The 18955-nt window shown below is 47.4% G+C and carries 18 protein-coding genes; 7 read left to right on the top strand and 11 right to left on the bottom strand.

Features of this window, described 5'->3' with window-relative positions:
- Window positions 1–76: 76 nt before the first annotated feature.
- The gene (gene ybaK / locus BDI_RS06860; protein ID WP_005856380.1) at window positions 77–559 is read right to left on the bottom strand and encodes a Cys-tRNA(Pro) deacylase; all 483 of its coding nucleotides are present in this window, start codon (window positions 557–559) and stop codon (window positions 77–79) included.
- A 3-nt stretch (window positions 560–562) separates the two neighbouring features.
- Window positions 563–2689, bottom strand: a complete 2127-nt coding sequence (locus tag BDI_RS06855) for a Tex family protein (protein WP_011966427.1) — start codon at window positions 2687–2689, stop codon at window positions 563–565.
- 152 nt (window positions 2690–2841) lie between these two features.
- On the opposite strand from BDI_RS06855, the gene BDI_RS06850 reads away from it, so the two are divergent.
- Window positions 2842–4350: a sensor histidine kinase gene (locus BDI_RS06850; RefSeq protein ID WP_022192859.1), complete on the top strand. Its 1509-nt coding sequence runs from the start codon at window positions 2842–2844 to the stop codon at window positions 4348–4350.
- 22 nt (window positions 4351–4372) lie between these two features.
- On the opposite strand, the gene BDI_RS06845 is transcribed toward BDI_RS06850, so the two are convergent.
- The 6 genes from BDI_RS06845 to BDI_RS06825 form a co-directional block, all read right to left on the bottom strand.
- A complete protein-coding gene (locus BDI_RS06845; RefSeq protein WP_011966425.1) occupies window positions 4373–5731 on the bottom strand; it encodes an ATP-binding cassette domain-containing protein in 1359 nt (452 codons plus the stop codon).
- Complete coding sequence (locus BDI_RS06840) at window positions 5728–6636, bottom strand: ABC transporter substrate-binding protein (protein WP_009017879.1); 909 nt, start codon at window positions 6634–6636, stop codon at window positions 5728–5730. Before BDI_RS06840 ends, BDI_RS06845 begins: the two co-directional genes overlap by 4 nt.
- Before the next feature lie 170 nt (window positions 6637–6806).
- Window positions 6807–8360, bottom strand: coding sequence for a sodium:solute symporter family protein (locus BDI_RS06835; RefSeq protein WP_011966424.1), 1554 nt, complete (start codon window positions 8358–8360; stop codon window positions 6807–6809).
- Entirely contained in the window at window positions 8357–8500 is a 144-nt protein-coding gene (locus BDI_RS21405; RefSeq protein ID WP_005856393.1) for a symporter small accessory protein, read from the bottom strand. The genes BDI_RS06835 and BDI_RS21405 overlap by 4 nt, the downstream gene beginning before the upstream one ends.
- Window positions 8501–8513: 13 nt before the next feature.
- On the bottom strand, window positions 8514–8939 hold the full coding sequence (locus BDI_RS06830; RefSeq protein ID WP_011966423.1) for an amino acid-binding protein: 426 nt from the start codon (window positions 8937–8939) through the stop codon (window positions 8514–8516).
- Window positions 8940–8962: 23 nt separating this feature from the next.
- Window positions 8963–10264: a phenylacetate--CoA ligase family protein gene (locus tag BDI_RS06825; protein ID WP_005856399.1), complete on the bottom strand. Its 1302-nt coding sequence runs from the start codon at window positions 10262–10264 to the stop codon at window positions 8963–8965.
- A 198-nt stretch (window positions 10265–10462) separates the two neighbouring features.
- Here BDI_RS06825 and BDI_RS21170 point away from each other — a divergent pair, with 198 nt between their 5' ends.
- Genes BDI_RS21170 through BDI_RS06815 form a run of 3 tightly spaced genes read left to right on the top strand, consistent with a single transcriptional unit; the run spans window position 10463 to window position 12318 of the window.
- On the top strand, window positions 10463–10798 hold the full coding sequence (locus tag BDI_RS21170) for a PAS domain-containing protein (RefSeq protein ID WP_227742543.1): 336 nt from the start codon (window positions 10463–10465) through the stop codon (window positions 10796–10798).
- 33 nt (window positions 10799–10831) lie between these two features.
- Window positions 10832–11734, top strand: coding sequence for a sensor histidine kinase (locus BDI_RS06820; RefSeq protein ID WP_011966422.1), 903 nt, complete (start codon window positions 10832–10834; stop codon window positions 11732–11734).
- 11 nt (window positions 11735–11745) lie between these two features.
- On the top strand, window positions 11746–12318 hold the full coding sequence (locus BDI_RS06815; protein ID WP_005856403.1) for a DJ-1 family glyoxalase III: 573 nt from the start codon (window positions 11746–11748) through the stop codon (window positions 12316–12318).
- Window positions 12319–12406: 88 nt separating this feature from the next.
- Here BDI_RS06815 and BDI_RS06810 read toward each other — a convergent pair whose 3' ends face one another.
- From BDI_RS06810 to BDI_RS06800, 3 genes are all read right to left on the bottom strand, one after another.
- Entirely contained in the window at window positions 12407–12916 is a 510-nt protein-coding gene (locus BDI_RS06810; protein WP_005856408.1) for a ferritin-like domain-containing protein, read from the bottom strand.
- Between the two features lie 108 nt (window positions 12917–13024).
- Window positions 13025–14347 carry a Gfo/Idh/MocA family protein gene (locus tag BDI_RS06805; protein ID WP_011966421.1) on the bottom strand — a complete coding sequence of 441 codons (1323 nt, stop codon included), beginning with the start codon at window positions 14345–14347 and terminating at the stop codon, window positions 13025–13027.
- 4 nt (window positions 14348–14351) lie between these two features.
- Window positions 14352–15842 (bottom strand): cobyric acid synthase, encoded by a 1491-nt coding sequence (locus BDI_RS06800; protein WP_005856411.1) that lies wholly within the window; start codon window positions 15840–15842, stop codon window positions 14352–14354.
- Window positions 15843–15908: 66 nt separating this feature from the next.
- Between BDI_RS06800 and BDI_RS06795 the strand changes: the two genes are divergently transcribed.
- The 3 genes from BDI_RS06795 to BDI_RS06785 all read left to right on the top strand — a co-directional run bounded on the left by BDI_RS06795 (window position 15909) and on the right by BDI_RS06785 (window position 18836).
- On the top strand, window positions 15909–16844 hold the full coding sequence (locus BDI_RS06795; protein WP_008781222.1) for a tyrosine-type recombinase/integrase: 936 nt from the start codon (window positions 15909–15911) through the stop codon (window positions 16842–16844).
- A 461-nt stretch (window positions 16845–17305) separates the two neighbouring features.
- Complete coding sequence (gene nusG, locus BDI_RS06790; RefSeq protein ID WP_011966420.1) at window positions 17306–18415, top strand: transcription termination/antitermination protein NusG; 1110 nt, start codon at window positions 17306–17308, stop codon at window positions 18413–18415.
- A 31-nt stretch (window positions 18416–18446) separates the two neighbouring features.
- The gene (locus tag BDI_RS06785; protein ID WP_041525567.1) at window positions 18447–18836 is read left to right on the top strand and encodes a hypothetical protein; all 390 of its coding nucleotides are present in this window, start codon (window positions 18447–18449) and stop codon (window positions 18834–18836) included.
- Window positions 18837–18955: the final 119 nt, after the last annotated feature.

The following is an 18955-nucleotide window of genomic DNA, read 5'->3' as shown; positions in this document are numbered from 1 at the left end:
ACTCCCTAGGAAGTACTGCGATACTCTTTGCGGAGTACTGGAGTACTTCTTACGAAGTACTCTCAGCGATGTTAGATCATGCGATCAAATCCGCTTCTATAGCTTGCGCCACCTTGATTAAATCGGCGGGGGCTATCTGTATCTGCAAGCCTCGTTGTCCGGCGCTTACATAGATCTTATCGAAGCCGGATGCCGTAGGATGGATATACGTAGGGAAATGCTTTTTCATGCCGATAGGCGAGCATCCTCCCCGGATATAACCGGTGAGTGGTAACAACTCTTTCACGGGGATCATCTCACATTTCTTGTTCCCGGATACCTTGGCCGCCTTTTTCAAGTCCACCTCGTCCGCTCCGGGGATCACGCATACGAAATAACCGCTCTTATCGCCATGCAAGATCAAGGTCTTGAATACTTGGGCGATATCTTCCCCTAGCTGCTCCGCTACATGCGTAGCGCTCAGATCATTCTCGTCTACTTCATAAGGCACGAGCTGGTAGGCGATCTTAGCCTTGTCCAGCAGGCGTGCCACGTTTGTCTTATTAATCTTCTCTTTCATCGTTTAGATCCCTTTCATGGATAATTGAACACGTTTTCTGGATAGGTCTACGCTTAGAACCTTCACCTTGACATGCTGATGGATGGAGACCACTTGGGTAGGATCGCTTACGAAACGATCCGCCAGCTCGGAGATATGGACAAGCCCGTTTTCCTTGATCCCTACATCGACGAAACAACCGAAGTTGGTGATGTTGTTCACGATACCGGGCAATACTTGCCCTTCTTTCAAATCCTCGATCGTTTTCACCGTAGGATCGAACGCGAATACTTGGATCGTTTGGCGGGGATCACGGCCCGGTTTATCCAGTTCCTCCATGATATCAAGCAGGGTAGGCATCCCGACCTTATCCGTAAGGTAGTCCGTTAGTTTTAGTTTCTTTTTAAGCGCTTTGTCGGTGATCAGGTCGGCTACCGAGCATTTTAGGTCCTTGGCCATCCGTTCGACGATCGGGTAGCTCTCGGGGTGTACGGCTGAGTTGTCCAACGGGTTCTTTCCGTCGGGTATCCGTAGGAATCCGGCGCTTTGCTCGAAAGCTTTCTCTCCCATACGGGGGACTTTCATCAGTTCTTTCCGGGAAGTGAAGGGTCCGTGCTCCGCCCGGTAATTCACGATGTTTTGCGCTAGCGTAGGGCCTAATCCCGAGATGTAAGTCAACAAATGCTTGCTCGCCGTATTCACGTTTACACCTACTAAATTCACGCAACTCTCCACGGTTTGATCCAGACTCTTTTTCAAGGCGTTTTGCTCTACGTCGTGCTGGTATTGGCCGACACCGATACTCTTCGGGTCGATCTTGACCAACTCGGCCAAAGGGTCCATCAGCCGGCGACCGATGCTGACAGCTCCGCGTACCGTGACGTCGTATTCGGGAAACTCCTCCCTAGCGATCTTGGACGCAGAATAGATAGAGGCTCCGTTCTCGCTGACTACGAACACTTGTACCTTGCGGTCGTATCGTATATTCGTGATGAACTGCTCGGTTTCACGACTGGCGGTACCATTACCGATGGCAATGGCATCTATGGCGTAAGTGGCTACTAACTGGGCGACCTTAGCGGCGGCTTTGCCCTTCTCGTTCTGGGGCGGATGCGGGAAGATCGCCTCGTTATGCAGTAAATTCCCCTGCGCATCCAGACAGACCAACTTACATCCGGTACGGTATCCGGGGTCTACGCCTAATACCCGTTTTTGTCCCAAGGGAGGAGCGAGCAGCAATTGCCGGAGGTTCTCGGCAAATACCCGGATCGCCTCCTCATCGGCTTTCGCCTTGCTCTGGTTGGAGAACTCCGTCTCGATAGAGGGTTTCAGCAGGCGTTTGAAAGAATCGTCGACAGCTGTAGCCACTTGCTCGGAAACCTCTCCACGACCTTTTACGAAACGCCGGTTCAAGCGATCCAGACAAGATTCCGCGTCGGGAGAGATACTTACACGAAGGATACCTTCCGCCTCTCCCCGTCGGAGAGCCAATAAGCGATGGGAACTGGCCCGGTTCAAAGGCTCGCTGAAATCAAAGTAATCCCGGTATTTGGCGCCTTCCTCTTCTTTCCCCTTGATCACTTTGGATGTGATCATGGCGGTATGAGCGAAAGAGTTACGTACGGTGTTACGTGCCGATTCGTTCTCGTTGATCCATTCGGCGATAATGTCCCGTGCCCCTTGCAAGGCTTCTTCGGCGTTTTTCACTTCCCCCTTGATAAAGCTCTTGATACGTGCGGATAGGTTATTCTCGTTTTGCATCATAACGATCTTAGCCAAGGGCTCCAGTCCTTTTCGGCGTGCGATCTCCGCCTTGGTGACCCGTTTCGGTTTGTAAGGGAGATATAAATCCTCGATCTCGGTGCTATCCCAAGACTCCTCGATGCGTTTCCGGAGCTCGGGAGTAAGTTTCTCTTGCTCTTCTATCGTGGCGAGGATCGTTTCCTTTCGTTTGCGCAGTTCCGTCAGTTTATCCAGTTGATCTTTGATGGCACCGATTTGCACCTCGTCTAATCCTCCGGTCACCTCTTTCCGGTAACGACTTATAAAAGGTATGGTAGCGCCTTCGTTCAAGAGCCCGATTGTCCGTTCCACTTGTCCTTCCGGAATTTGTAGAAAACGGGCTATAAGCGTGTGAAATACGTTTGTCATATCTAGTTTTCTTAGAATTGGAGTACAAATATACGGTTTTGCTTATATTTTCGGTCGGGATGCTCACTTCTTGGGCTTATTATTTGTATCTTTCATTAATTTTCAAGAATTTTACGGCCGGAATATTCAAGCCTTTGATTAAAAAAATCAACATGGAAGTTAATACTACGGAGAACAAAACTTTGGAACAGGATTATAGGGATTTAGCAGGATTGTTATCTAATATCGTGGACTCGTTGCCCATCTACTTTTTCGTGAAGGATACGGGTGATAATTTCAGGTACGTGTACTCCAGCCCTTTGATGAACCAACTTTACGGACGATATCATAATGATGTGGTCGGGAAAACAGATTTTGACCTATTTCTAGATCCGGTCGTCGCCCAATCTTTCAGGGATATGGACGAGGAGGTGGTGAAAACGGGTAAGATGCAGCGTTTCGTGGAGCAAATGATCGATCCGAAAGGTATCTTGCGTACTATGGATACGATGAAACTGCTAGCGCCCCGTGAGGATAAGCCTCCTTATTTAGTAGGGATTTCATGGGATATTACAAAGCAAAGGCAGGTCGAGGAGGAGTTGCATAGCTATAATAAGCGCTTGGCGCTCGCTTGTCAAGCGGGTAAGATCTACCCGTGGCTTTGGGATTTGGTAAACGGTACGGCGGAGCTTTCCTTGGAAGAAAACGGCCAGATCAAGCATGTGCAGATCACCCACGCTAGTTTTACGGAGAAGATCCATCCGGATTACCGGAAGGTATACGAGAATATTACAACCGCTTTCATGCGGGGCGAGATCGATTCCATGCGATTCAGTTTCCCTTGTCGTTATTTCTCGGATGAGTATGTATGGTTGGAGAAGATCGGTGAGGTCTATGAGGCCGATCCGGATGGCAAGCCGATCCGCTCGATCGGAATCCTTCGGGATATGACCGTCGATAAACGGCACGAGGCGGATGTGCAGGCTAAGCGTTTGGCGGAAGAGAGCGACCGGATGAAGTCCGCTTTTATCGCTAACATGAGCCATGAGATACGTACCCCTTTAAATGCCATCGTCGGCTTTTCCACCTTATTGGCGGAGAGTGACGATGAGGAGGAAAAAAAGGAATATCTGAGGATCATAGAGAGTAGCAATGAGTTTTTGTTGCAGTTGATCGGTGATATCTTGGATATCTCGAAGATCGAGTCCGGAAAGATGGAGTTTATTTATACGACCCTGCGTTTGAGTGAGATATTCGCTCCCCAGCAGCAAGCTTTCGCCTTGAGAGTGGCCCCGGGTGTAAAGGTTATCTTTGAGTCGGACGGTAATGACTATTGTATTGTGTCGGAGAAGACCCGTTTGACTCAGGTTTTGACCAATTTCCTTTCCAACGCCGTGAAGTTCACCAGCTCGGGTTCTATACGGTTTGGTTATCGTTTGACCGATGATGGTATCTATGTCTACGTAACGGATACGGGTATGGGAATCAGTAAGGAGTCTCAAGCGAGCATATTCAATCGTTTCGTGAAATTGAACAGCTTTAAGCAAGGAACAGGATTAGGTCTTTCTATCTGCAAGACGATTATTGAGAAGTTGAAAGGTAAAATCGGGGTTGAGTCGGAGGAGGGAAAGGGCTCTACATTCTGGTTTACGATACCTTGCCAACCGATGAAAGTGAAATAAGACATTCAAGTTTGGTTGGAATTTATAGGTAAATCACCTCATCCGCCAACAACCGAATCTCATCCGGATTATGTGACGTGAAAAGAATGATCCGTTCTTCTTTCATTTGCTTTTCTCGTATTCGTTCTATAATACGATGGCTTAAGGCTTCATCCAAGCCTTTGAACGGCTCGTCCATCAAAAGGAGAGGAGAAGGGTATGCCAATGCCCTAGCTATAGCGATACGTTGTTGCTGTCCGTAACTAAGCTCTTTAGGATATCGGTTCCCGAAGGGCTCCATTTCCATTTCCTGTAAGTGTTTTTGGGCAATTCGCCGGGCTTTTTCCTCCGTGAGAAAAGAGGAGAGGGGGAGGATGATATTTTCTTCTGCGGTTAGATGGGGCAGGAGTTGCGGTTGTTGGAATATGGTGGCGATTCCAAAGTGTCTTGTGGGATGTATCTCTCCTTCCGTAGGCAATAAGATACCTCCGATTAGGTTTAATAACGTTGTTTTTCCTTTGCCTGAAGGTGCGCTAATTCCATAAATAATCCCTTTTTGAAAGGAATGGGAAAAGTGCTGTATGCCGTATTGGTAACTTATATCTTTCGTGTCTAAAACTGATAATGTAGGGGTCGGGATGGTCTGATCCTCATTCGCGAAAGATATTTTAGGGGTGATATCAGCGACTTTGCTAATTCCTTTGTCAAAAAAGAAACTGATGAATACCGCCACGATTGTCCAAGCGAGTAGCTCAGGGACAGCGATAAAGTTTTGCGCCCTTTTCATCTCGCTTCCGATTCCGAATGCGCATTGCGACAAGACTTCTCCCATAATGATCGCACGCCAGCCGAATCCGGCGGCGGAGGCAAGTCCGCTATATAAGAATGGCTTTAGCTGCGGGTAGATGATCTGGAATAAGACATTGGAACGTTTGATATGGAACTGACGTGCCATAATGGATAAACCCGGACGTAGATCGAGGATTCCCCGTGTCAGATTCTCTGTTAGTAGCGGGAACATGGTGAGAAAGGCGATCATCAAAGGGATACTTTCCGGATTTAGGAATATAAGCGCCAAAAGTATGAAGGATATGACCGGGATCGAGCGCATGATGGCAAGCAGAGGTCTGAATAATTCATACACCCACTCAAAACGGGCGAATAACCCGGCCATCCCTATCGCACAAACGAATGAGATCGACATGCCTAAGATTCCCCGGAATATAGTAGCTCCGACCGACTGATAGAAACTACCGGAGACGAGCCATTCGCAAAGTGTCCGTACGAGCCGGGGAAGTGAAGGTATCAGCTCCGGTTGGTTGGCTATAACGGCGAATAGTTGCCATCCCGCCAAGAGGATAGCGGTAGCGACTATCGTAGTGATTGTTTTTCGCAATCTCATTGTTTTTCGGGGATAAATCCGGCATCGGGAAGCCTCCCGCCGACGGCCTTGGGTTCATACTGTTCGATGAGACGTAGGAAACCCATGACGGCGTCTTTCGCCTCGATAGCTGATAAATAATAGATTTTACACCGCTCGATACTCTTAGGAGTTAAGGCCCCTTGGGCGAAGATTCCATGTTCTTCCAAAGAATGGATGGTCTCTTTCGGATATCGTACGGCTTTTTGGCAGGAGGCTCGTAAGGCATCCTCAAAAGCGATACGATATTTCTCCATCGTCGGGGTGTATACGACCGCTGTTTGGGCGAATCCGAGGGTATCGTTGTCTGTTAAGTGATTCAAGTCCGCGGTTATTCGTAAGCTGCTGTCTTTCCGTAAAGCGATGCTTAGAAACGGTTCCCCGAGCACGGCACGATTTACTTTTCCGGCTAAGATGCCTTGGGTGATTTCCCCGGCGGTATTGAAGGCGTAATTCAAAGGATAATCTAATCGTTGGCGGCCGAGATAGTACCGGGTAAGGATATCGGGAGTCGTACCGTTGCCGAATACATACAATGCCGGTTCTTTCAAGGGAGTTTTCTCAACGAGGTAAAGGGTTCCCCAGATCGGGCACCCCGCTAGTTTGATCTTGATCCCTTTATTGTACAAGTTCGCCGCATTGATCATGGGGAGTACGGCTATGTCGGTCTCCTGCTTGATCAGTAAGGCTTGCGCCAGATCAGGCGAGTCTACCACTTTTACTTGTACTTTTTTGTTATCTATAATTGGAGGATTCTCAAGCCAATCGGCGAATGCGATAACGGATGGACCACGAAGTACCGAAACCTTGATTACGGTATCTTCCGTTTGTGCGTGCCGGCAACCGGAGCAACAAAGTATGAATAGTAGAAAAATGTATTTAATCATATCTAGACCTCTATAAAACAATTAAGGATTGCCTCCCGGCAACCCCTAACCAACTTTGTTAACCTTAAATCTAATACTATTATGAAAAAACCACAGTGCAAATGTACTGTTTTCTATATATCTGTCAATAGAATAAATGCTAATTAGTGTTTTGAGGTTCATAAGAAAAGCTAAAAAGCCTTCTTTTGAGTCGCTAGGCTAACCAAAACAATCGTTATCGCCGATAATGGCAAAGCAAATAAGATCGGATCTATCGCATGCCACGGATATACATCGATCAAGACGTCTTGTCCGAATAAAGCCTTGCAAAGTCCTACCGGAGCCGCTTCCGCCTTATGAAGGAACAACATGGCGAATAAACTGGCCAAGCCTCCTACCCATAAGCTGGCCAAGGCCCCTTGCCGGGTAGCCCCTTTCCAATATAACGAGCAGAAATAGGTAGGTAGGAATGTAGCCGCGCAAATACCCATGAACAAGGCGGTGCCTCGTGCGATAATACTCGCGCTTAGCGTATAGCAGATAACGTAGCTGACCAAGATAGAGCATAGCACGCCGATACGTACACCTAATGTAGAGTTCGGATTTTTGCTACGTCCTAGTTTGGGGAATGCGTCTGCCCCGAAAGCCGCTCCCATGGTATGAAATTGTGCGCTAAGGGTAGACATACTGGCAGAGAGAATACAAAGCATGAAAACCGCCCCGAACCACTCCGGCATCGCTTTATTGATAAATAGGGGGATGATCTTGTCCATATCTTTTACCGCCTCGGAGGCGACTACACCTTCCGTCTTGAGGAAAAACAAATTAGACAAGGCTCCCACGTGATAAATCGCCCCTACCGTGACAATCAAGAACACGCAACCGATCAATACGCCCCTGTTGAGTTGCTTGGTACTTTCCACCATCATGAAGCGTACGACTAGTTGTGGCTGCGCTAAGCAACCGATTCCTACGCCAAGGATCAATGAGGTAACCAATGTATACCATTGTGAAGAGCCTGAGATGGGCATAGCTGTCCATCCTTGATGTCCCAAGGCCTTGAAGCGTTCGGGCACCATGGGGGCGATATCCGTCAACTTCTGGTTTGCCTCGATAAAGCCCATGTCCATGATATGGTAAAACCAAAATAGCAGGAATAGCATACAAGCGAACATGATAACCGCTTGCAACGCATCCGTATAAAGTACTCCCTTGATTCCGCCCGTAATCACGTAGGCCGCTACGATCAAGGTGAAGATCAACAAGGCCAGATGAAGGTCGATGTGAAACATCTGTTCGATGAAGACGGCTCCTCCCTTCATCACCACGGCGGTGTAGAGGGGCATGCCGATGAAAATGATCGAGGCGATGAAGATCTGTATAGACCGGGACTTATAGTGTAATCCCAATAATTGCGGGAAAGTCCGTGCGTTATGTGCCTCGCCTAACTTCCGGGTCCTTCGTCCGAAAAAGATAAAGGCTACCACTACGCCCATGAACATGTTCAATAAGCAAAGCCATTGAATACCCATGCCGAACGTAGCGGCTACGCCACCGAAACCAACGATCGCCGATGCCGAGATAAAGGTCGCCCCGTAAGACAGGGCCATGATAATGGGGTTTACTTTTCGTCCGCCTAATAAATAATCACTGGCGTTTTTCGTCTGCCTGTATCCGAGATACCCTAACCAAGCGATTACAAACATGTAAATAATGACAATAATGCCTAATGTTAGCGTACTCATTTTCGTGATTCTTTAGTAGGGTTTGTTTTTTCGTCGTCTTCTTTATTCCAAGTGGTTATCCCGAACCAAATAGAAAATAGGAGGCAGGCGAACGCTAGAAGGTAAGCCAGCCAAATACCGGGGTCGCTGATTCCGAACATATATCCGTGCCTATTAAAGTTTTATTAGATCACTTTCACAGATATACTCGAGATTCTGATGGCGGATTACCTCACGGGCGCTTTCCCGGTTGTTCGTACGCAAGATCAAGATCGCTTTTTCCCGGATGGAGAAACAATACATATATTCTATGCTGATGCCCGCTTTCGTGAAATAAGATAATGTATTGGCAAAACTTCCGGCGCATGAGCTGGTTACGATCGCTAATACGTCGGTCAGGTTTGCGCTGACGTTGTTTTCTTTTAATATCTTGTATGCCTTCTGGGGATCGCTTACGATGATACGAAGGATTCCATACTCGGAGGTGTCGGCTACGGTGGCTGCGATGATGCGGATGCGCTCTTCCGCCAATAACGCTAATATCTCGCTTAATTTCCCGTACTTGTTTTCTAGGAAAATAGAAATTTGATTGACTGTCATAAGGTGTTATTTTAATTGTTTATTTAACAAAGCTTGCGATGATCTTTCACTCGTACCGCCTTGCCATCTGTGGTTGGCAAAGATCCCTTGGCTACCAGCTTGATACGTGGTGTAAGTAATAATTCGTCCTTCAACTGACGGGTGATACCTTTCGTCAAACGCTGTAAGGCTGAATAATCATCGGTGAATAGGTCGCTCAACTCTACCTCGATCAACATCTCGTCGCTGTTGCCGATCGTTTCGAGGGTGATCAAGTAATTGCTGCCCAATTCCTTGAATTGCATCAATATCTTTTCGATTTGGATGGGGAACAGGTTCACACCCTTCAAAATTATCATATCGTCGCTACGTCCTTTGAAACGGGCTAGGCGTTTATGGGTACGTCCGCAAGGGCAATCGCCCGGTAAGATACAAGTAAGGTCACGGGTACGATAACGGAGTAAAGGCATCGCCTCCCGGTTGATGGTGGTTAATACCAATTCTCCGACCTCTCCCTCGGGCACCGGTTGCAAGGTAACCGGGTCTACGATCTCTACGATCACGTTGTCTTCCCAGATATGCAAGCCGTTCTGCTCCGTACATTCGAACGCTACACCCGGCCCGTTCATCTCCGACATACCGAAACAGTTGTAAGCCTTGACACCCAGAAGCTGCTCGATGCGTTTACGTTGTTCTTCCGAGTGAGGCTCGGCACCGATACATACGGTGTGTAGTTTGGTATCCTTTCTGGGGTCTATTCCCTCCTCATACATAACCTCGGCCAAACGAGTGGCATAGCTCGGTATGATATGTAAACAGGTGGTGCCGAAATCGGTGATGAACTTAATCTGTCGTTTGGTATTACCGGCCGCCGCAGGCACTGTCAACGCACCTAATTTTTCTGCTCCATACTGGAAACCGAGGCCACCGGTAAACATGCCGTAGCCGGATGTATTCTGGAATACGTCCGTATCCCTTAGCCCTACCATATACATGCAACGAGCTACTTGGTTAGCCCATTGGTCCAAGTCCTTGGCGGAATGTAAGACAACGGTAGGATTACCTGTCGTTCCACTGGAAGAGTGGATACGTACGCATTTCTGTAATGGGATGGCAGCCAATCCGAACGGATAGTTATTTCTAAGATCATCTTTCGTTGTAAACGGAAGTTTTTGTAAATCCTCCAAGGACTGAAAACTGTCCGGGGTAATTCCTTTCTCTTTGAATATCTTATGGTAAAAAGGGGAGTTGCCCGCTAGTTCTATGGTTTGTTTCAGTCGTTCCAGTTGGAATTTTACCAGATCTTTACGATCCATGGTTTCTATTTCTTTCTGCCAATACATCATCGTTTTTTCAATTAGAGTGTGTTTAATTCATGAAATTAGATTGCAAATGTATCTTTTATTTTGGATAACGCCATGCTTTTGTGTCAAAATATTAGTAATGACCTTTTGAAAATAAGAATTATTAGGCGGTAAGCCGTTGTAAATAAAAAAATAATAGTTATTTTTGTCCATTACGCAATTTAACTTTATGTATGGGCCATGGGAAAATATGACCACCTTTCCAAAGAAGAGTTGATTCAAAGGATTGAGAGACTGGAAGCCGATCTGGAAAAAGCCACTTTGACACCATCCGCGAGCGATAACGAACTTGAGATGCGCCAAAGCCAGCATACGATCAACTTCTTAAATATCTTGATGGATACGATCTTGTCGAACGTATTTGTGGAGATCACGGTGAAAGATATTTTCAACGGTTTCCGGTATATCTATTTTAATAAGGCGGCGGAGGAATTTACGGGGGTCAAGGCGGAAGATATCTTAGGGAAGACGGATTTCGAGCTTTTCCCTGATTCCCGGCGGGCGCATGAGATCTGAACGGAAGATTACCATACGATCAAGACGGGACGTATGGTAAAGGAAATGGTCGAGTATGAGAAACCGAATGGAGAGGTGAGAATCGTAAATATCGTACGTTTACTGATCACGAATCCGGACCCGGGAGCCTCGCCTCTGTTATTGGTCATGCTGAATGATATCACGGAGCAGCGTCAGGACCAGTTGGCGCTGATGAAAGTGCAAGAGGCGGATAAGATGAAAAACGCTTTTATCGCTAATATGAGCCATGAGATCCGGACTCCGCTGAATGCTATCGTTGGCTTTGCCCATCTCGTGACGGAAACGACTAATGCCAGTGAGCAAAGGGAATACTTTTCGATTATAAATAAGAATTGCGATTTATTGTTGAAACTGATTAACGATATCTTGGATTTGTCGAAGATCGAGTCCGGTCGGTTAAACTATAACGTGTCGGAAGTTGAGTTGAGGGATATTTGCCAAGAGGCCTATGTGGTACAATCCTTGAAGATGACTTCCGATGTGGCATTATTATATAACTCGGTCGCCATGCCTTCTGTTCGTCTGTGGATCGATCCGCACCGGGTAGAACAGGTCTTGTTAAATCTCTTGTCTAATGCCATTAAGTTTACTTCCAAAGGTTTTATCTCGCTTTTTTATGAGGTGGAAGATATGTTCGTACGTGTCTCTGTCATGGATACCGGAATCGGGATATCAGAGGAAAAGCTGGAGTCTGTTTTCGAGCGTTTCGTGAAATTGGATGATTTTTATCAAGGGGCTGGTTTGGGACTACCGATCTGCAAGATGATTGTAGAGCAGTTGGGTGGTGAGATCGGTGTGCGATCTGAGCTTGGCAAAGGTTCCACTTTCTGGTTCACCTTACCATTGGTTGTTACGGATAAGGCTGTTGTGGAGAAGGATGATCCTTCTGTTTTAAGTGAATGTCAACTATATTAAATAAAAAAGAAATGAAAAATGCGGTTGTCTTTTTAGCGACAGGCTTTGAGGAAATAGAGGCCTTGGGTACGATTGATGTCTTGAGGCGTGGTGGTGTACGGGTTATGATGGTATCTATTACGGGTGACCGATTGGTGATAGGAGCTCATGATATTCCGGTAATGGCTGATTATCTGTTCGAGGAGGCGGATTTCAGTTGCGTCGATGCCTTGATCTTGCCGGGTGGAATACCCGGAAGCAACCACTTAAATGCGCATGCCCATTTGAAAGAATTAGTCAAGGAGAAAACGGAGGAAGGCGTATTAATCGGTGCTATCTGTGCCGGACCGATGGTTTTAGGTGGTCTTGGATTGCTAAAAGGGAAAAGGGCTACCTGTTTTCCTTTCTTCGAGCCAACAATGGTAGGCGCTATCCCTACGGATAATGGAGTAGAGCAGGATGGAAATATCATCACAAGCAAGGGGCCGGGTTTTATGTTTGAGTTTGGTTTGACGATCTTGAGGAATCTGAAAGACGAGGAAATCGCTTTGGAAGTGGCGGATGCCTTATTATATGACGCTTTGTTGCATGGGACAAAGCATTAATGTGCTTGAAATTAAAATCCCTTGAGAGAATGTCTCTAAGACATTCTCTCAAGGGATTTTTGTTGTAAAGAGTTTTCCCTTTCCTAAATTATTTCTGGAAAGATTTTTTCATACGTGCGATATCTGTCAAATAGTCTTGCAGATCTTGCTCGTGTTCTTCTTCCTCAGCTAAGATATGCTTAGCGATATCACAAGTCGTGAAGTCGATGCCGTCCGTGAATTTAGCGATTTCTTGATAACGCAAGATGGCGCAACGCTCGGAGGCGACATTCTGGTTCAGAAGGCTTACTACGTCAAAGTCTGTCGGTGAATCATATTTGCATCGGGCTAATTCAAACCATTGTTTCGGATCAAGTACCGGAACTCCTTCCAATTCGATGATCCGGTCTGCCAATAATTGGGCGTGATGCCTTTCTTCCTCGGCATGTTCCTCGAATTCACCTTGTACGTCGGAACGCATGGCTCCTTCAACGACCAAGGCTCCTACCCAATATTGATAGTATGCTAGCCATTCTTCCGCTAACGCGGCGTTTAGTTGAGATAATAAATTGTCGACATCCAATTTCCCTCTTAAAATTTTGACGCTTTCTTTTGCCATAGCTGTATTAATTTAGAATTAAACGTATTGTTCGTTTTTTATAGTTCTAACAAGCTTACTAGGGCATTGTTTATTGTTTGTCAAAATTTTAACGTTATGCTGCGATTGTTACAATTTAGGTAATTCCCAAGGTGCCCGGTAATAGGCTTTCGACAAGGCGGTAGCCTCGTTATCGCCGACAAACAAATTGTTTTTATCATCCCAATGAACTTCCCGTTGAACCCGGCAGGAGATATTCGCCAGATGAGCCATCTTCGCTACACGGGCACCGATAGCGACATCGGCGTTCGGAAGCTCACGGCTTTTAATGCAGCTCAACATGTTTCCCACATGATTATAAAGTCCTTTGCCTTCTCCTTTCTTGAAAGGAACGGCTTCCATGCGGGCTACGTTATTGGATACGACTGGTATGACTTCCCAACCGGCCCTGTCGAGTACCATCGTACCATTCTCCCCATAGAACGCTAATCCTTCCTTACGGTTATAGAGTCCGTGATTGATTCCACAGGCGTGATCCCAGATGATATTAAAATCATCGTAGGCATAAGTCGCCATTAAAGTATCGGGTGTCTCCATAGCGTCGTTCGGATAGGCGAACTTGCCACCGCCTGAGAATACACGGCTGGGAAGGCCCGCGTTCATACCTTCTAGGGCATAATCCAGTAAATGTACACCCCAGTCCGACATCAAGCCTCCGGCATAATCCCAGAAAAAACGGAAATTATAATGAAAGCGATAAGGATTGAACGGACGTTTAGGAGCCGGGCCTAGCCACATATCGTAATCCACACCGGCGGGAGCGTCGCAATCCGGTTTAACCGGAAGTGTCGGCTTGCCGTCTTGGTAAGCCCAGACCTTGACCGTACGGATCCGTCCGATATTTCCGGCTTTCAAGAAATTAGCCGCCTCGTCCCAATGCGGGTCGCTACGTTGCCATTGGCCTACCTGTACGATCCGGTTATATTTACGGGCGGCTTTTTCCATCAGGTTACATTCCTCGATCGTATTGGAGAGCGGCTTCTCTACATATACGTCTTTTCCCGCTTGGCAAGCCCAGACCGTCGGAAGGCAATGCCAATGGTCCGGCGTACCGATAATGACTACATCTACGTCTTTATTATCGATTACTCGTCGCCAGTCCTTATATAAGTGAGGTACTTTTTTCCCTGTTTTCTTCTCAACGTCGGCAGCCCGTTTGTTTAACCATTCGTCATCGACATCGCAAAGAGCCACGCATTCCGTCTCCGGATAATCAAGAAAAGTATTCAAATCCCCGTATCCCATGCTACGGCATCCTATGAGGGCTACCTTTACTTTGTTGCTAGGGGCGGTTTGTCCGTATATGGAGGAATACGATTTACCGATAAGCGGCGATAAAGTAAGTCCGGACATGATAAGTCCGGTTTTTTGCATAAAAGTACGTCTGTTCATGATATTAGTTTTTAATACTGTTATAAATATATTCCATATCCACGTGCTCCCTTACGAGGGCGGCGAGTTTATCATACTGCTCTTCCTTAAAAGCGGCATAATCGAAAGGGCCTGTAGTCGTTTCCGTGTCAAAGCCCTCAGCTAAGTTGTCCAATACGGCCGGATTATCAAGGATACCATGCATATAACTTCCCCAGCATCGGTTGTTGAGGTAATATCCGTCCGTTCGTCCGTCTTCCAGTCGGGCTACGGGCTGTTCGGGGGCGTCGCCCAATAAGGTGGTTCGTCCCATATGTATTTCGTATCCTTTACAATCCTTATTCTCCGAGGAGGGGAGGAAAGCAAAGTCGCTTTGTCTCGTGATCTTCTCCTGCTCGATGACTGTGCATTGAGGCAGAAGACCGAGACCGGGAATCGCCGGGATATTTCCCTCGATACTTTCCGGATCTTCCAAGCGGACTCCCATCATTTGATAGCCACCGCAAATACCGATCACCTTTTTACCCGCTTTATGCGCCCGGATAATCGCCATCGCTATCCCATTGGCCCGCAGGCTTTGTAAGTCCGATAACGTATTCTTTGAGCCGGGGAGCAGGATGATGTCGGCTTTCTCTATCTCATCGATATTGTTGGTATAATACGGATTGAAACGGGGGTCCATCTCCAATACATCAAAATCCGTGAAATTAGACATTCGTTTCAGCAGGATGATAGCTACATTGATTTTCCCGTCTTTATAAGTGTTATTTTTCATATCCAACGCTACGGAATCCTCTTCCTCTATCTTGATATCCCGAAACCATGGAATTACGCCGACCACGGGAATCCCAGTCAATTCCTTTAATAGGCTCCGTCCTTCTTCGAATAAAGAGGCGTCTCCACGGAACTTATTGATGATAACCCCTTTCATTAACACTCGTTCCTCCGGTCGTAATAAAGCGATCGTTCCATATACAGAGCCGAATACGCCCCCACGGTCTATATCCGCAACTAAATAGGTAGAGGCTCCGGCAGCGATCGCCATACGCATATTGGTGATATCCCGGTCTCGCAGGTTTAGTTCGGAGATGCTTCCGGCTCCTTCCAATACGATCGGGTTATAGCGAGCTTCCAGACGCTTGAAGGCTTCGATGGCTTCCTTAAATAGCTCCTCCTTCTGGTTTTGTATCCCGAAATAATCCTTGGCGGACATATTGCCGACTGGCTTTCCGTTTAATACGACTTGCGAGCTTTTATCATTTGTCGGCTTTAGTAATATCGGGTTCATATCCGTATGCGGGGAAATACCGCAGGCCTCCGCTTGTACGACTTGCGCCCGGCCCATCTCGCCGCCTTCCGGGGTAGAGTAGGAATTGAGGGACATATTTTGTGCCTTGAACGGTGCCGGTTGATAACCATCTTGCTTGAAAATACGGCAAAACGCCGCATTGATAACGCTTTTACCCGCATCAGAGCAGGTTCCGACAAACATAATCGGTCGTAGGTGTTGCTTCATCTGTATAGATTTTATTTACACAGTGTACAAAGGTAGTATTTTTGGCCTTTTTATTAAGGAGAAGATATGAAAAAAGAAGAAGATTTTGTTATGGGCCTGTCCATCTACATGGCTTGTCTGCGTGAGAAAAAACGGTATTCCACGGCGAAGAGTTATCAAGATGCCTTGAACTCGTTCAAGTGCTTTTGCGGTATGGAGGCGATTCCTTATGCCTATATTAATAGGAACAGGCTTTTGTGCTATCAGTCATGGTTGTTGGACAAGGGCCGTTCGTTGAATACGGTGTCTACCTATATGCGTCGGATTCGTCACATTTATAACTTGGCCGTGGAGGCGAACGAGGCTCCCTTTGTACCCAACCTGTTCAAAGATGTCTTCACGGGCGTTGAAAGCAAGCGGAAGAAGGCGTTGCCGCGAGAGATGCTGGAGCGTATGTTTAACGCCCCGTTGGAGGATCCGTCCTTGCGGCGTGTACAGTTGACCGTTCGGTTGATGTTCGCGTTCAGCGGGATAGCGTTTGTGGATCTCACGCATTTGAAATGGGAGAATATCCGGGATGGGATATTGCAGTATCACCGACAAAAGAGCGGGTCTCTCATACAGCTGGAGATTCCCTCCGGGGCGTTGCGGCTGTTGGATGAGTTGTCCGCTTGTACGGCAAAGGAATCCCTTTATTTATTTCCTTTTTTGAGTGGAAGGAGAACCGGTGAGGCGGCCTACAAAGAATATAACAGGACCTTGTCCCGCTTTAACCGTGACTTGAAGTTGTTGGCGAGATCGACAGGCGTTACGCTTCCGGTCACCTCATATACGATCCGTCATTCATTCGCCTCGTTCTTGAAGGAACAAGATGTATCGATCGAGGTTATCAGTGAGTTGTTGGGGCATAAGTCTATTAAGACAACACAGATCTATTTGAAGAGCTTCTCGTTGGAACGTTTGTCGACAGTGAACCGGAATTGTTTTGAGAGCGTGTGTAAACCGATACCCAAAGTGGGGTAAGAGGCTTGCTACTTGGGAAGTAGCGTATTCTTTCACGGCGCAAAAGTAATAAAAAATAACAAATAACAAGCAATCATAAGGCTTAGTTTGTTCATTAGTTTGTGCTCCGACCTTGATTCTCCTTAAATCTTCGTTCTTATTCCTAGTGCATAGACATGGCAATAGAGACGAAATGATCTCGTATTTCCTACATCATCACGTCCCTCCTAAAAATCGAACATACATTCTTGTAGAGACGGGGCGTGCCCCGTCTCTACAACTGGGTAATAACCATTCTCCTACCTTTTAGGCTACTTCCCAAGTAGCTTAATATTTCAAGCGATGGTGATTTTCAGAAAAGCCATTTTTTAAAACATAAAGTGTTGTTTATCAGGAGTAAATAGGGCGCTCTTGGTAGGGCTTTGAATTGTCGTGAGGCTTGAGTGGAGATCTTGATATAATCTTAGGAAAAGATAATCATAATGATGAATGTTTTGAGAGACGGTTGCTCGGAGAGGGGTACGGCGCGAGTTGGCAAGCATCATGACTTGAAGACTGTACGCTGGTACGTGCTCACGCTTCCTACTACGGGTGTGGCGCGACGTGACAAGATCAGCCCCGCTAAAAGCTTGGATGCCGAGCTTTCCCGGCGCAAGCGTCGTGGGGAGACGTTGTTCGAGTATTTCGCCCCCTCCTATGTGGAGGTGAGGAAAGTGGATGGCAAGATGGTCAACACGAAGCGGCCCCTGCTGTTCAACTACGTGTTTATCCGGTCCTCGGTGGAGGAGATCTTCCAGATGAAGCGCACGCTTCCCCTATACAATTTCCTTCCCCGGGTCTCTTCCGGAGGCATGACTCATTTCCCTTATCTCTCGGATAGTGAGATGGGAAACTTGCGTTGGGTGGCGGAATCTTATTCCAACGAGCTTCCGGTGTATGTGCCGGACAGCAATCGCCTGCTAAAAGGTGATCGCGTGCGTATCACGTCCGGTTATTTTACCGGTATGGAGGCGGAGGTAGTGATCCAGCCGGGTGGCGGGCATAAAGATGTGATGGCGCGTATCCTCGATTGCATGTGGGTCCCCTTGTTGGAGGTGAAGCCGGGCGAGTATGAGCTGATCGAGCTGAACACCAAGGGCAAGCACGCCTATACGCACCTGGACAACGACCGCTTGCGGGAGGGCTTGCACGACGCATTGGGCCGTTATCACACCTCCGGTAGCGTGGCTGAGGAGGATACCCGCTTGGCGTGTGAGGTATTGAGATCCTACGGTTCGCTCCGTGCGGAGACGGACGTGATGCGTTGCAAGATCTACTCATTGCTTCTTTCTGCCTACAAGTTGTTGGGCGATGAGGAGGAGTTCACACGTTTACATGACACGATGCGTGGTATGCTCCCGGTGGTGAAAGCTCCGCAATCCCGTGCCTTGTTGCTGGTGACGCTCTACGGTTGCACGGACAGCGCCCTTTACCGGCAGATGGCGCATGAGGTGGTGGATCCTTGGCGAGGTGAGTCCTCGCCCAAGAAAAGCAAGTTATCCTTGATCCGCCGGCTGGACGATTGCGATCGCTGGCTGAGACATAATGAATAATGAATAATGAATAATGAATAATTCAAAAACCATGTCTTCCCTTCCTTCTGGCGTTCGTTTGGTGGCGTTGCTGAACGAGCATTTGGGTGATATCATGAGCCGCGAGCGAACGAACACTGCTTCCATCCATTTGTATTGCACGGGTCCTTATTGGGTGGCGTTCGAGTGCTCAGCCTATCAGTTGCGCCGTGCGTTCCCGGACAGCGAGGTTACGCCGATGCGCTTGTTCGGCTACCCGTTTCCTGTGGTGATGGTTTCCGTGACGGATCGTTCGCTCCGTGCGTATGCCCGCAAGCACATCTTGCGAAGAGACGATAAGGATTACAAACAGTTGACCGTCCCCGGGTTTTCCCTGTCTGATTACCAAGGCTGGCATAAGAGAGAGGTGGAGGGATTGCCATTGCTAAGCGAGACCGTATGAGTGTGGCATACGTATAAGGGCATCGTTTTACACGTATATCGACGTCGCCCCACACATATATCGGTGTAGGCCTATACGAACGTAGGCGTGAGTCGATGCCGATATACGTACGGGATGGA

The organism is Parabacteroides distasonis ATCC 8503 (assembly GCF_000012845.1).
GTDB lineage: Bacteria > Bacteroidota > Bacteroidia > Bacteroidales > Tannerellaceae > Parabacteroides > Parabacteroides distasonis.
This window is presented reverse-complemented; position numbering and strand designations above follow the sequence as displayed.